Origin of the sequence: Flavobacterium sp. FlaQc-49, assembly GCF_044005985.1 — a bacterium.
GTDB classification, from domain to species: Bacteria; Bacteroidota; Bacteroidia; order Flavobacteriales; family Flavobacteriaceae; genus Flavobacterium; species Flavobacterium cupriresistens.
Genome location: NZ_JBIPCS010000003.1, coordinates 352109 through 367005, shown reverse-complemented (window position 1 = coordinate 367005; position 14897 = coordinate 352109). Strand labels below are relative to the sequence as shown.

General features: G+C 34.5%; 10 protein-coding genes. 6 read left to right on the top strand and 4 right to left on the bottom strand.

Annotation, left to right across the window (positions count from 1 at the left end; all coding sequences use genetic code 11):
* The first annotated feature begins 9 nt into the window (after window positions 1-9).
* The 5 genes from ACHRV3_RS07980 to ACHRV3_RS07960 all read left to right on the top strand — a co-directional run bounded on the left by ACHRV3_RS07980 (window position 10) and on the right by ACHRV3_RS07960 (window position 8273).
* The gene (locus ACHRV3_RS07980; RefSeq protein WP_230004586.1) at window positions 10-1272 is read left to right on the top strand and encodes a DUF5103 domain-containing protein; all 1263 of its coding nucleotides are present in this window, start codon (window positions 10-12) and stop codon (window positions 1270-1272) included.
* 81 nt (window positions 1273-1353) lie between these two features.
* Window positions 1354-1740 (top strand): Co2+/Mg2+ efflux protein ApaG, encoded by a 387-nt coding sequence (gene apaG / locus ACHRV3_RS07975; protein ID WP_047778341.1) that lies wholly within the window; start codon window positions 1354-1356, stop codon window positions 1738-1740.
* Between the two features lie 153 nt (window positions 1741-1893).
* The gene (gene pruA, locus ACHRV3_RS07970) at window positions 1894-3519 is read left to right on the top strand and encodes an L-glutamate gamma-semialdehyde dehydrogenase (RefSeq protein WP_395433889.1); all 1626 of its coding nucleotides are present in this window, start codon (window positions 1894-1896) and stop codon (window positions 3517-3519) included.
* A 637-nt stretch (window positions 3520-4156) separates the two neighbouring features.
* Window positions 4157-4891, top strand: coding sequence for a hypothetical protein (locus tag ACHRV3_RS07965; RefSeq protein ID WP_395433888.1), 735 nt, complete (start codon window positions 4157-4159; stop codon window positions 4889-4891).
* A gap of 178 nt (window positions 4892-5069) precedes the next feature.
* The gene (locus ACHRV3_RS07960) at window positions 5070-8273 is read left to right on the top strand and encodes a M4 family metallopeptidase (RefSeq protein WP_395433887.1); all 3204 of its coding nucleotides are present in this window, start codon (window positions 5070-5072) and stop codon (window positions 8271-8273) included.
* A 238-nt stretch (window positions 8274-8511) separates the two neighbouring features.
* Here the strand turns inward: ACHRV3_RS07960 and ACHRV3_RS07955 are convergent, their stop codons facing one another.
* The 3 genes from ACHRV3_RS07955 to ACHRV3_RS07945 form a co-directional block, all read right to left on the bottom strand.
* Complete coding sequence (locus ACHRV3_RS07955; RefSeq protein ID WP_395433886.1) at window positions 8512-10254, bottom strand: CocE/NonD family hydrolase; 1743 nt, start codon at window positions 10252-10254, stop codon at window positions 8512-8514.
* Window positions 10255-10417: 163 nt separating this feature from the next.
* Entirely contained in the window at window positions 10418-11137 is a 720-nt protein-coding gene (locus ACHRV3_RS07950; protein ID WP_395433885.1) for a LytR/AlgR family response regulator transcription factor, read from the bottom strand.
* Window positions 11134-12195, bottom strand: a complete 1062-nt coding sequence (locus ACHRV3_RS07945; RefSeq protein WP_395433884.1) for a sensor histidine kinase — start codon at window positions 12193-12195, stop codon at window positions 11134-11136. The genes ACHRV3_RS07950 and ACHRV3_RS07945 overlap by 4 nt, the downstream gene beginning before the upstream one ends.
* A gap of 498 nt (window positions 12196-12693) precedes the next feature.
* Here ACHRV3_RS07945 and ACHRV3_RS07940 point away from each other — a divergent pair, with 498 nt between their 5' ends.
* The gene (locus ACHRV3_RS07940) at window positions 12694-13425 is read left to right on the top strand and encodes a hypothetical protein (RefSeq protein ID WP_395433883.1); all 732 of its coding nucleotides are present in this window, start codon (window positions 12694-12696) and stop codon (window positions 13423-13425) included.
* 102 nt (window positions 13426-13527) lie between these two features.
* Here the strand turns inward: ACHRV3_RS07940 and ACHRV3_RS07935 are convergent, their stop codons facing one another.
* Window positions 13528-14688 (bottom strand): SMP-30/gluconolactonase/LRE family protein, encoded by a 1161-nt coding sequence (locus tag ACHRV3_RS07935; RefSeq protein ID WP_395433882.1) that lies wholly within the window; start codon window positions 14686-14688, stop codon window positions 13528-13530.
* Window positions 14689-14897 lie beyond the last annotated feature (209 nt).

The window sequence follows — 14897 nt, the reverse complement described above, 5'->3', positions numbered from 1 at the left end:
CCTAATAAGATGCCAAAATTTTTATTTCAGTACCTTCTTTTGTTTTTTATTTTTACTTCGGCAACAGCGCAGGAAGTACAAACTGAAGTTGCACCACCTTACAATATAAAAACAGTTGCTTTTGTTCAAAATGGTGCCAATGTTGTTCCAATATTTGAGTTGGGTTCTACCTTTGAATTTCAATTTGATGATTTATTTGGTAATGAAGCCAACTACTATTTTGACATTACACACTGCGATTACAACTGGAAACCGACAGATATCCCTAAAACGGATTACATTACAGGCTTTGATAATCAAAGAATTATGAATTACGCTAATTCTTTCAATACCCTACAGGTTTATTCGCATTATAAACTTCCTTTCCCAAATCAATTTACCAATCAGCTGAGAATCTCAGGGAATTACATCCTGAAAATTCTCAACGAAGACAGAGAAGTTGTTTTTTCGAGAAAATTTATTTTATACGAAGAGCATTCTACCGTAGCAGCTCAGGTAAAGAGAAGCCGAAACCTCAGTAATATCGATTACAAACAGAATCTTGATTTTGCCATACTGTCAAACGATATTGTTTTTCAGACTCCTTTGCAAAATGTAAAAGTACTTTTATTGCAAAATGGAGATTTTAGCACTGCTATTAAAAATATCGTCCCACAGTATACCCTCGGAAACCAACTGGTTTACAAATACGATAAAGAAACGCAATTCTGGGCTGGAAATGAATTTTTATATTTTGAAAACAAAGACATCCGCGCTGCAAACAATAACGTAGGCAAAGTGGGTTCCAGCGGTGATATTTACAATTCTTATCTGTACACCAATCAGGCACGAGCCAATCAGATTTATACGTTGTATCAGGATGTAAACGGGAACTTTGTCGTAAAAAACATAAACGGCTCAAACAACGAAATTGAAGCTGATTATGCCTGGGTTTATTTTTCGCTCTCCGCCCCTACTTTCAGATCGAATCAGGAAGATATTTATGTAACCGGAATGTTCAACAATTACAGTCTGACTCCCGAATACAAAATGGAATACAATACAGATAAAGGCGTTTATGAAAAAGCGATCATGATCAAACAGGGTTTTACCAATTTTGAGTATAAAATTGCCGATAGAAAAGGAAATATTAATTATGAAAATGCGATTGACGGAAACTTCTACCAAACCGAAAACGACTACATTATTTTGGTCTATTACAAACAAAGTTCTGATCGTTATGAGAGAGTAATTGGAAAAGGAAATGCTAACTCCATCAATATCACCAATTAAAAACATTGTTAAAGGATTTCAAACAAACGATTTTTTTTGTAAGTTTGCACGTATAACGCACACATATATACTACGTTAGTTATGGTTTCTCAGATTACACGAGGCATAAAAATATCGGTTTTAACTAGTTTTGAAGGTACCTACTTCAAGAACTATAAGATCCACTTTGCCTTTAGTTATGTAATTACAATCGAGAATCACAGTAAAGATTCTGTTCAGTTAACGTCTCGCCACTGGGAAATTTTCGATTCTCTTAATGACATTGAATTTGTTGACGGAGAAGGTGTTATTGGAAAAAAACCTGTTTTAAAACCCGGAGAAAATCACACCTACAGTTCGGGTTGTTTATTATCCTCTCCTTATGGAGCTATGAAAGGTTATTTTAACATGATTAATTTCACAACCACCAAAACATTCAAAGTAATTGTTCCTACTTTCAGAATGTGTGCTCCTTTTGCTTTAAACTAATTCTAAGTTAAAACTATATTTCTTATAGTTATCTTATTCATAAAATTATCAAATTATTAATTTATCCTTTGTACTTTTGTGCAGCGTTAGATTATTCGTAACAAATCAAATCCTCTAACCATTAAATTGTCTAATTATCTAATTTTAAATAACATGCTAAAAGGATTCTTTCATGTACCAAAAGCGGTAAACGAGCCGGTAAAAGGATACGCACCAAACTCACCAGAAAAAGCAGCTGTTCAGGCAGCTTACACTACAATGTGGAACTCAAAAATTGATGTTCCGTTATATATTGGAAGTGAAGAAATTAAAACTGGAAACACTAAAACAATATCAGCTCCTCACGATCACAAACATATCGTAGGAACGTATCACTTAGCTGAAAAGCAACATATCGAAAAAGCAATTGCTAATGCACTTGAATCAAGAACAGCATGGGCTAACATGGCATGGGAACAACGTGCGGCTATTTTCTTAAAAGCAGCTGAACTTATTGCAGGACCATACAGAGCGCGCATTAATGCAGCTACTATGATTGGTCAGTCTAAAAATATACACCAGGCAGAAATTGATGCTTCTTGTGAATTGATCGACTTTTTACGTTACAACGTAGAATTTATGACACAAATTTACAACGATCAGCCAAAATCAGATTCTACAACCTGGAACCGTTTAGAGTACAGACCTCTTGAAGGTTTTGTTTACGCAATTACTCCTTTTAACTTTACTGCTATCGCTGCAAACCTTCCTGCAAGTGCTGCAATGATGGGTAACGTTGTTATCTGGAAACCAAGTGACAGTCAAGTATTCTCTACAAAAATCATTATTGAAGTATTCAAAGAAGCTGGAGTTCCTGATGGCGTTATCAACGTAGTTTTTGGAGATGCTTTAATGATTACTGATACGGTTTTAGCAAGTCGTGATTTTGCAGGAGTTCACTTTACAGGTTCAACTCATGTATTTAAAGACATCTGGGCTAAAATTGGAGCAAACATTCACCACTACAAAACATATCCAAGAATTGTTGGTGAAACAGGTGGTAAAGATTTTATCATTGCACACCCAAGCGCTAATGCAAAACAAGTTAGCACAGGAATTTCTCGTGGTGCTTTCGAATTTCAAGGACAAAAATGTTCTGCAGCTTCAAGAGCTTATATCCCTCAAAGTTTATGGCCAACTGTAAAAGAGCAATTAATTGCTGATGTAAAATCAATGAAAATAGGTTCTCCGGAAGATTTCGGAAACTTTATTACTGCAGTTATCCACGAAGGTTCTTTTGATAAATTGGCGAGTTATATCGACCAGGCTAAAAAAGATGCTGACGCTGAAATCATCGTTGGAGGAAATTACGATAAATCTGTAGGGTACTTTATTGAGCCAACAGTTATTGTAACTACAAATCCAAAATACACTACCATGGAAACCGAATTATTCGGACCGGTAATGACAATTTACGTTTACGAAGATGCTAAATGGGAAGAGACTTTAGAATTGGTTGATACTACTTCTGAGTATGCTTTGACAGGAGCTGTATTTAGCCAGGATCGTTATGCTATTGAAGTAGCAACTACGAAATTGCAAAATGCTGCGGGTAACTTCTACATTAATGATAAACCAACAGGAGCTGTTGTAGGTATGCAACCGTTTGGTGGAGCAAGAGCATCAGGAACAAACGATAAAGCAGGTTCTGCATTAAACTTATTGCGTTGGGCTTCTCCTAGAACAATCAAAGAAACTTTTGTAACTCCGGAAGATTACAAATATCCATTTTTAGGATAATTTGCTCCTTTCGTCTTAGAGCGACACTATTTATAGAAATCCGAATCTTACCTTTAAGATTCGGATTTTTTTTTGCTTCTTATTTTTAAATTTCGGGTAAAAATCAATCCTCCACAATAACAAACTCAATTCTTTTTTCACTTAAAACCCCTTATCTTAAATAAGTTATTTCCGACATTAAAATAACAGCGATTGTTGACTATTAATTCAAACTTTACAAATATTAATTGATTCTCATATTTACGGTTTTTCTTTTATCCTTTGAAGTAAGATTTATAACCACAACTCGCTTGGGTGTAATTTAAAAGTACTATTATCTAACATATGAAAACATAGATTGGGAATATAATATTGTGAGGGGTTTCAATAATATTCTATTTTTTTCGCATCGTCTACTGTGCTTTATTTAAGCTAAAACATTTTTAGACGATGTAAAACCGCAATCTATTTATCAAAAAACAATTACACCCAACGAGTTACTATAATCTTACAGTGTTTCTTTGAAAATGCGAAAAAATAAATTCTAAAAGACAGCACCTCATCTGTTTTGGATTCCTTAATAGAAACAAGGCACATTATAATAATTTATGGCTCAAACAACATTTAGCAATATGAAATTAACTTTACCAAAATAAACATGAAAAATTTAACCAAACCACCAAAAGCAATCAAAAAATCGCATAGCATTGGTCACGCAATTGATTACAAATGGAATGATAAAATCCTATCAACCCTTTTAGACCCAAATGGTGAAAACGATCAACTTGACAAAACATTAAACAAAATTGGTCATAAAGCCTCTTTAGGTCTTACCGCATCATTATTAGAATGGGTGTATTGGCGCTTTAAAGAATACGATAAAATGTCTGATGAAATACACCACCGTATCGAGGCACTATGGTCTTCTATTGAAAATCCTAAAAACACCAAACCGTTAGATTTCGACACTGATCTGAGTTTTCCCGTATCCGGCTTCATAGATGGTCCAATTTGGGTGGCACTAATGAATGTAAGAATGATAGATGTGTTAAACCGAAAAGGATCTTCTTTAATTCAAAGCGAAGTCATAGGACTGGTTTTAACAGTGCGCCATCTTACACCAGAGAAAAAAACATTTGATAAATGGTTTAAAAAAACAATCTCTAAACTCTCCGACCAATTTCCAAATCAGAATGAACAAATTGAATATTCAGAAGATGTTATTTATGATGCATCCTCTGAACCGGTAATTTGCCGCGAATTTTTCTTTTCGCGATCCTTTAAATACAATCCCGATTCTGCCAAAAAAGCATTAAATAATTTTATTTCGAATATCGACGTTACAAAAAATTCATTTTGCAACGTAAAAAAATCAGTTAACGTATTAAAATGATTTAGCACAACTATACTCTTAAAGTTGCCGGAAAGATAATTTGATTTTCTGAACAAAAATACTATTTCGATTATCGATAAAAACAGCAATGCTTGTATGAAACAGCTGTCCATTTATTTTTTACTCCGTAAGCATTAAGAATCTAAATTATCATTGCTATTTAACCAAAAAAGGAATAATGAAAAAAAAACAACCCAAAATAATCTGTTTTATCGTCTTTTTATTGTTTTCATCAATATCTGCTCAAGTAACAGACAAACGTGTAAGTAAGAAAGTTTTATCTGAAAGCGGACAACCTAATCTAATTGTTTTTAGCAACAAATCAAGTTATAAAAGCTCCGATTCCGAAAAGGTTTTTCAGGATCAATTGAGTTTGAACAATAACCAATCTTTTCAAAAAATTAAAATCGATTCCGATAAAGAAGGTTTTATTCATGAGAAATTTCAATTATACAATCAGGGAATAAAAGTTGAGTTTGTAAACTACAACCTGCATTCAAAAAAAGGAAAACTGATTTCTATGAATGGTGACTATTATAATCTTGAAAATGTTATAACCAAGCCAACACTTTCAGCTAAAGAAGCTTTTAATAAAGCAATAAACCATATTGGAGCTAAGCAGTATTTATGGGAAACTCCAAATGATGCCAATGCAATAGGCTACAAAAAACCTGCAGGAGAATTGGTTTTATTACCTCTTAAAGGAGAGCAAAATAAATCAAAAGACAAAATTCGTTTGGCCTATAAATTTGATATTTATGCAAAAAACCCTCTAAGTCGTGGTGATTTATATATTGATGCTTTAACAGGGGAAGCACTATTTTATAATGCAACTATAAAACATCTTAGCGAAAATAATCCGGAAAAACCAATACACATCAATCCGGAAAATCACAAAGAACCTTTTCGCTATAAAATGGACTATTTGTCTGCTAATGCAGCTACTCGTTATAGCGGCACACAAACAATTCAAACCGCATTACAGGAAGGTTTTTATATTTTAATGGACCAAACTCGAGGCGACGGTATTCAAACCTATGATTGTAAGGAAACAGCAACCTATCCGGAAACAAATTTCACAGATGCTGACAATAATTGGACACAAGCCGAATACAATAACGCTCAAAAAGATAACGGAGCCCTTGATGCGCATTGGGGAGCAGAGATGACCTACGATTACTTTTTGAAAATTCATGAAAGAAATAGTTTTGATAATTTGGGTGCAAAAATCAAAAATTACATCCATTACAGTTTAATTGAAGGTGGATATCCAACAAATGAAAATGCTTTTTGGAACGGAAGTGTTATGACTTACGGTGACGGTAAAGATGCAGGAGGATTTGATATACTAACCTCTTTGGATATTGTTGCTCATGAAATTGGGCATGCCGTGTGTCAAAATACTGCGGGTTTAGTTTATCAATATGAACCCGGAGCAATAAACGAAGGCTTCTCAGATATATGGGCTGCATGTGTTGAATATTACGCAGCGCCTTCAAAATTAATCTGGGAAATAGGTAATGAAGTAAAACCAGGAGGACAAAATGGCATTCGTTCTATGAGTAATCCTAAACTAGAAGAACAACCCGACACCTATGGAGGGACCTATTGGAAAGATACAGAAGGGTATTATCCAAGTAGTTCTAATGATTATTGCGGAGTTCATACCAATTCAGGGGTACTTAATCATTGGTTTTATATTTTATCTGTTGGTAAAAAAGGGACTAATGATATCGGAGATCAATATAATGTTACCGGAATTACCATCGATAAAGCGGCAAAGATTGCCTATCGTTTAGAGAGCATATATCTTTCTCCTATCTCAACATATGCTGACGCAAGAACTTATGCAATACAATCAGCCATAGATTTGTATGGTGATGCTTCACTCGAGGTTATTGCTACAACCAACGCATTTTATGCTGTGGGAGTTGGAACAATGTACGGGGCGGCTCCACCACCACAAGCGCCCATAAATTTAATTCCATCAGGAACAACAGCTACAACGGTTTCATTATCCTGGACAGCACCAACTTTTAGCGAAACGCCTATTGTCCGATACAATATCTATAAAGGAACAATTTTTATAGGTTCATGCACAACAACTACCTATACCGTAACTGGCTTAGATGACAATAGCAATTATAGTTTTCATGTCGTTGCAAAAGGAAATGACGGAAGTACCTCTGCAGCAAGTAATATTGTTGATGTAGCCACAAAAAGTGAGTATTGTGAGTCTGAAGGAATAACGGAACATAGTAATGACGTAATTGGTAAAGTAGAATTTGGTACCATTAATAATGTTTCAACAGAAACAGTAGGTTATGAAAATTTTCTTCCTATTTCCAGCGATGTGAATGCGGGGAAAAAATACACTATTACAATCACACCATCTGATGTTTCCAGATTGCCGGCAGAATTTGGATATGGATATGCCGTTTTTATTGATTATAATCAAGATGGTTCTCTTGATGGATATGAAGAAACTGTCTGGACAAAAGAGCCGACCAGAGACGCAGTAGTAACAGGGCAAATTACCATTCCATCGAAAGTTGCAAAAAATGGTATTACAAGAATGAGAATCGTTATGGAATATGCCGAAGTTCCCGGTGCATGTCGCTTTTTTGATGGAGGACAGGTTGAAGATTATACATTAAACATAATAAACCCAAATCTAATCTATTGTGATTCTGCGGGAAATAACATTGATGAGTCAATCGGTCAGGTTAAATTTGGAACTATTAATAATACATTAGAAAAAAAAGGAGATGCAAATGGGTATGAAGATTTTACGGATCTATCTACCGACGTGGCAATCGGGTCCAATTATCCGATTTCAATTACACCTATATGGAAAGATGCGAATATCAATAATGAAGGGTATTCGGTTTTTATTGACTATAATCATAATGGTTTTTTTAGTGATGTTGGCGAAACAGTTTGGACAAACGACCCCTCCATTACAACTCCCGTACTTGGTAACATTACCATACCCGCTACAGCAATGCTTGGCCCTACAAGAATGAGAGTTTCGATGAGATACAAAGCTATTCCCGGACCATGTGATTCTTTTTATTTTGGGCAAGTTCAAGATTATTCCGTAAATGTTACAGCCACACTGTCAACCCCTAATTTAAATAAAACAGACGAAATTTCTGATTTTGAATTGTATCCAAATCCTGTTGATAATGAATTAAATATTTCGTTACCAGAAAAGGATCCATTTATTTTTAAAATTATAAATGCTTTAGGTCAGCAAGTTGCTACAGGAAACTTATCCAAAGGTTGCTCTATTAATGTTAGTCAATTAAGCTCCGGAATATACACGCTGAAACTAAGCAATGGAAAACAACGAATTGCTAAAAAATTTATTAAAAAATAATCTTTAAAAGAAAGACAATGCTATTTTTAAATGTCCTAAAAGAATAATATTTTGATAATCCCAATGCACAATAAAGAAACAATACCAATTAACTCATAGTTGATTTATTTTTTATTCATTGGCTCAATTAAAAAAATCTGAAATCAAAAGCATAGCTCATAACTATTTCTACCTACTTAAACCCGACAGCTTCTTAGAACCTGTCGGGTTTGTCTATTTTTAACCTTCACTCTCTTATTTATTTCCAAATTGGAATTTTCACAAAACTATCCGTATACCATTTTACTTTCAATGGCACTTTTGCGTCTTTTATCGTTTCTTCCGTTACTGTCTTCCCCGTTCCGTAATTCAGTTCTGAAAAAGGGTTTTTATTTACATTTAGCACCACAACCAAACGACTGCCTTTGCTCAATTGTTTACTGACCAAATGTGTATTCGAAAAAGGAATTGACGCTATTCGGTTTGGTTTTAATAAATTTCTTTTCGTGTTATCTTTAGCATAACTGGCACGTCCTAAAAAATAAGACAAATGAAAGTATTCGCCATTTGGCATTATTTCATAAAGTGTCACACCAATATCCATGTCTTTTTTATTGATACTCGCTTTTATTTCGCCCGAGAACGAACCATTTATCAACATAGGCTCTTTGAGTACATCACTTATAAAAACAAATCCGTTGCTGGTATTTATTTCTTTTCTAATAATGGGATCGGGATAATACTCATTATTCTGTGTTTGTCGGTCTGCGAAATCAACCTCCTGATACAGGTATTTTTTCTGAACTGGTTTTTTATCATTTAAGGCATAAAAATCTCCGGATTTGTTATCCGTCAAATACAACCGAAGGAAACCATTGCTCATTTTGTCAAGCGAAGAGGCACTGCGCCACTCATTTGTGCCCATCACTTCATAGTTGATTTTATCTTTTAGTATTTCGGGTTTTGGGCCGTTTTTCAGAATATAGTCCAACCATTGGTAGGTTATTTTTTTTATATCGATTAACGCTATTGGATCAACCTTATAGTTATACAAATCGGTTTCACCACCAATCTGAGTACCAAAGTGACCGTATGGTCCGATAATCACATAGACCGGAGTGTTTTTATTGTATTTCTGAAGTTCTCTTACATAAGACAAACTCGAGTTTTGGGAGTCGTTGTAGTACCCGTCAAAAGCTAAAATCGGTATCTTTATTTGAGCGAATTCTTTTCCGTAAGGCGTCATTTTTTGCCAATATTTATCAAACGAAGGATGTTTCAGCCATCTCTGAAAAAGTCGGTTGGGAACACCATCAATACTATCCATTTTTTTATAGGCAACACCGGTTTCCCACCATTTAAACATCATTTTCCTAAAACGTTGTCTGTCATTTCCTGCAACAGTATCGAGGTATTTTGTACTACCGGCATAAAACGACCATTCGTAATTAGGATTTACAAAAATGTTGTTTTCCATCGGTAGCCCCATCCCGGCTCTATTGGCGACATAAGGAACTATGGTTTTAAGCGCCGGATGCATTTTCTTGCAAGCCGCCCATTGAGTCAACCCATTATAGCTTCCGCCATACATTCCTACGCTTCCATTGCACCATTTTTGTTTACTAATCCAATCAATCACATCGTAGGCATCATTTCCGTCATTCTCATAAGGAAATACCTCATCGGGGCTAAACCGCTTCCCTCTTGTATAGGCAATGACTCCGACATATCCATTATCTGCTGCTTCTTTTAAAGATTTTATATCCCTTCCTTTATCCCTGACATAAATCGTAAATTGAAGTACTACCGGCTTTGGTGTACTGATTCCTTTTTTACGAACTACCATTGCCGATATCCATGTACCATCTCGTGTTTTGACCATCACACTGTCCTGAATATAATAGGTACTTTTCAAATCTTGTGATCTTGTTGCACTTGTCTGTTGTGCGAATGCATTTGATAGTATGAAAATAAAAAATGCAAAATTTAAAATTGATTTCATTGCTTGTTTTTTAGTGTGCGTTTTTGAAATTTGATATAGGGCAAAAGAAGCCCATAACGATATCTAAGGATTCGTTTTTCATAACTGTTCTGCGTCTAATACTGGTGTTTTTTAACTGTTTGTTACTTTTGCTGTACAGGACAAAAAAACAAAGCTATTTCTTTTACCAAATCCCGTTGTTGTTTTTAAATTTGACCGATTGACGGTTTGATACTTCTAACAATTCTCCGGTTTTTAGCTTTACTTCTAACCTGCCACTGCTGGTTTGGTTTACTTCGAGGATGTGCTTAATATTTACAATTTCGGTTCTGTTTATTCTAAAAAAGATCGTTTCATCCAATAGCGCTTCCCATTGGCGGAGCGATCGTCTTTGCAGTGCTTTTTTGCCTTGAAAATAAAGTCTGGTATAATTTTCCAGTGATTCAATTAAATAAATTTCATCCAATTGAATAAAGAATCGTTTCTCTCCGTCCTTAATGAAAATCTTCTGGTCGCTCGTTACAGCATTAGACAGGTCTTTCTGTTTTATGGCATTCCTTATTTTTTCTATTGCTTTTGCAAAACGTTCCTCGCGTATGGGCTTCAACAGATAATCTAAGGCATTTACTTCAAAAGCTTGCACGGCATACTCATTATAGGCGGTAGTAAACAATACGGCCGGCGCATTATCTAAAGATTCTAATAAATCGAAACCGGATTTTTCGGGCATCTGAATGTCTAAAAAAATCAAATCCGGCATTTCTGTTTCGATTAAATCCTTAGCATCATCGGCATTTTCAGCCTCGCCTATAAGAATAAAGTCTTCGTAAATCTTCAATGCTCTTTTCAGCTCTTCTCTGGATGAACGTTCATCATCGACTATGATAACTTTTATCTTTTTCATTTCGACGGTATTAAAAGAGTTGCCAAAACGGTTTCGTTTCCGATCTCTTTAATTTCAAAAGAGGCATTTCCGTTATAATACAAGAGTAGTCTCTCTTTCAGATTATGCAACCCTATCCCCGGATTTTTTCTCTCATTGTGTAATTTTCCCGAATTTTGAACACTAATTTTTATGAAATTATTCTCTTCTTCCACTTTAACAATAAGGAACCCGCCGCTTTTTCTTTTTTCAATTCCGTGTTTTATTGCATTCTCAACCAGCGACTGGATACTCAAAGGCAAAATCAAATAATCTAATACTGCTGCATTTACATCAATTGTTATTTCCAAACGTTCCTCAAATCGAATTTTTTCCAGCTCCAGATAATCTTTAACAAGGTTCATTTCCTCATTTAAAGCCACTAATTCTCCACTATTAGTCTTTAAGGAATTCCTTAGCAACTCAGACAAAAGATCAATCGCTCTCCTGGCCGAATGCGGGTTTTCTAATACGAGGAATTTTATCGTATTCAAGGAATTAAAAAAGAAATGCGGGTTAAGCTGCGCACTAAGATTGTTTAACTGTGCTTCTTTTATTATGATCGACAATCGGGCATTTTCCTTTACCCTTTCTATTTCAAGCCTCGAATAATGATACAAATGATAAGCCAATACCCAGATAGACATTAACCTTGTTCCGGTTATAAAAACCTGCAGCTGTGTCGTTTTAAAAAATGTTATAAAGGAAACCTCCATATTTTTTAAAAGAAACAAACGCACTAAATAAAGTTTGCCAACAATCAAAAACAAATACAAGAAGGAAAGAATCAAAACACTAAGTACCATTTTGGGAACTAATCTTTTCAGCGTTAATTTATTCCATCCTTTTTTTAAAGCAAAATTTCTGTAAAGATGCGTTATTGAAATACCAATCGATACATCCAGTATCAAATCTGCAAAACCTATTTTCCAAATAAAATTACCGGTAAAAAAAGCTGAAAATCCCCAATACAAAGAAGCAGTACTCCAGGCAATGAGCTGAATTTTCCAATAGGCCGATATTCTTGTAACTGTTTTCAATATAAAAGTGATTGTTGCTGTAGTAAAGATATCTCTCTATTACAGATGGCGCAAATAAAAGTACACGAACGAAAAATAATAGTCGACAAACGACATTCTTTTGTTAATTATACGATTCAGAGACAAAAAACAGACGACAATTTCGACACTACCACTAAAACGAATACTACATTGACCCGAATAATTTTTATAAATCCTAAAGAGCACACTGTTCATTTAAAGTCCCAATCCATTTAAAATAATGAATTACAAGATCTTACACCACTAGCAAAATTCATTCGTTTTCTTTTCCGAAACAAAAACGAAACATCTTTACTACCCTGTTGATAGTTAACAACATACAAACTACAAAAACCTTATTCTATTACTTTTAAAACTTATCAAAGCCCTTTCAAATTCAGGATATAATAATTTTGTCATTAGTTAAGAACGCATTTATAAAACTATTTAATGTTAATCCAAAACTTAGAAAAAGATGTAAATTATAATCTATTGAAAATGAAAAACATAAAAAATATTCCACCAATAATTATTGAATCAAAATGTATTACCAGTACCCTGGATTACAAATGGAATGATCGGGTAATAGAGAAACTATTCGATCCCCTTCAAACAAATGAAGAATTGGAAATCACACTCAACAGACTGAATCAAAAAGCTTCATTAGCCCTTGCTGCTGCCTTGCTCGAATGGGTCTATTGGCGTTTTAAAAAACATACGATACTGTTTGATGATCTAATGCAACGTATTGAATCTCTTTGGTGCTCTATAGAAAATCACGAAAACACTAAACCGCTAATTTTTGATCCCAATCTAAAATATCTGGCATACAGTCATGTAAAAGGTCCAATATGGGTTGCGCTTGTACATGTAAAAATGATCGATATGAAGTACCGAAAAGGATCTGATTTATTACAAAGTGAATTAGTCGGTTTAGTATTGTTGGTACGCCACATTACACCTAAACAGAAAGTATTTGACAGCTGGTTTATGAATTCGTTATTTGAACTTACCTCTTTATTTCCAATTGGAAACCACCAAACAGAGCGCTCAGAAATGACTCCTTATGATTTTACAACAGAGCCTGTAATTTGCCGTGAATTTTTCTTCAATCCTAATTTTAAATATAGTGATGCCGCTTCAAGACTTGCCTTACGTGAATTTATTTCAAATATTGATTTGATCAAAAACAAGTTCTGTCTCGCTAAAAAGGAACTTGCGACCGCCTGATTAATGGGAATATAGAAAAATCTAACTTTTGAGATTGTACGCAATCCTTATATAGAGACCACAAGTATTTTAGAGGAAATACTTGTGGTCTTATTTGGAATTTTATTTTAAACCCTCCAAATCAAAACTTGAAATGGTATGAAAAGGATCTGTTCCGATATTTTTTACTCCTTCAAAAGTATCATAATTCACAACCAGCAATTTGCCTTTGTAAATAATGGTTTCACAAGGATTATCCAATTGCCCGTCTGAACCATCTGCATTTTCATTCTCCCAAATCAAAGAAATAGTATTGGTATTTAAGTTTAATTGATGCACACTATTGTTATCATAATTGGCAATGAAAATAGAGTTTCTGTTCTCATCATAAAAAAAGCCATCACTGCATTTTAACTGATCCGAATCAAAAACAACTTTTTTAGATTTTACTTTTCCATCATTAAAAAACTCAATTTTAGTAATCACACCGTCTCCAAAACTGCCTCCATACAAATTCCCATTTTTATCAAATGCAATTCCGTCAATTCCGAGTGAGTGTTTTGCTGTTCCGGGTTTTAAAGTAAAAGTACTGATGAGATACTTCTCCTTATTTGAAGCATCCAGTACAATTTTATTTTTGTTTAATTCGTCAAGCGAAAAACTATAAATACCGCTTTCTTCCCCTTTATTAAATAAAGCATCGGTAATGTAAATGCGGTTTTTAGACCACCGAAGTCCATCGGAAAAATTGAATCCTTCCACCAAAACTTCGGCATTAACCGGTTTTCCATTTTTCACTGTGACTCTAATTAATCTTGAAGCATCCGCTTGTCTTGCAAAACACTGGTTGTCTACTACATATAAATTCCCGTCCGGACCAAACTCCATTCCCATAGGATGGACTCTTTTTGTTACTGGATGTACTGGTAATTGATCAAACCAGGTCATCGGTTTGTCATTTTCATCAAAAATCAGAATTTTACTTCCGAACTTTTCAAATGAAGTTGGGTTGGTAACAGACAAGTATAAATTTCCATTTTTATCCAAAGCCATCCCGTCCGGAGTGGTACAGGTTTCTCCTAAGTCTGCAAATAAGGTTGGCTTTATTACTTTGGAAGTTTCACTATACAGTATTCTCTGTTTGGCCCTCTCTGTAGACAAATCGGATCCTTTAAATCTTGCATCTTCACGATACAAAATCTCTTTTCTGTCCTTTTGTGCAAATAAATTTGGAGTTCCCGCTAAAATCAAAACACCAATTGTCGTTGTAATTATTTTTTTCATTCTATTTAAAATTTAATTATTTTCGGCTTTCTAAATTCCGTTTTTATTTTAGTTTACTTCCCAGAAATAAAACTAACAGCAGAATAAATTTGATCATCTTTTCTTATTTTAAGCGAATATAATTGCAAAACAATTCCGCTGTTTTTGGCACTGATGAAAAGACACTTTCTGCATTCAAATAATAAATTTTCAAGGAATGCATCATTCGT

What these genes read in the sequence shown, in the direction of transcription:
- ACHRV3_RS07940 (WP_395433883.1), top strand. Translation starts at nt 12,694, where the DNA reads ATGAAAAACATAAAAAATATTCCACCAATAATTATTGAATCAAAATGT.
- ACHRV3_RS07960 (WP_395433887.1), top strand. Translation starts at nt 5,070, where the DNA reads ATGAAAAAAAAACAACCCAAAATAATCTGTTTTATCGTCTTTTTATTG.
- ACHRV3_RS07935 (WP_395433882.1), bottom strand. Translation starts at nt 14,688, where the DNA reads ATGAAAAAAATAATTACAACGACAATTGGTGTTTTGATTTTAGCGGGA.
- ACHRV3_RS07955 (WP_395433886.1), bottom strand. Translation starts at nt 10,254, where the DNA reads ATGAAATCAATTTTAAATTTTGCATTTTTTATTTTCATACTATCAAAT.
- ACHRV3_RS07965 (WP_395433888.1), top strand. Translation starts at nt 4,157, where the DNA reads ATGAAAAATTTAACCAAACCACCAAAAGCAATCAAAAAATCGCATAGC.
- apaG (WP_047778341.1), top strand. Translation starts at nt 1,354, where the DNA reads ATGGTTTCTCAGATTACACGAGGCATAAAAATATCGGTTTTAACTAGT.
- ACHRV3_RS07950 (WP_395433885.1), bottom strand. Translation starts at nt 11,137, where the DNA reads ATGAAAAAGATAAAAGTTATCATAGTCGATGATGAACGTTCATCCAGA.
- ACHRV3_RS07980 (WP_230004586.1), top strand. Translation starts at nt 10, where the DNA reads ATGCCAAAATTTTTATTTCAGTACCTTCTTTTGTTTTTTATTTTTACT.
- pruA (WP_395433889.1), top strand. Translation starts at nt 1,894, where the DNA reads ATGCTAAAAGGATTCTTTCATGTACCAAAAGCGGTAAACGAGCCGGTA.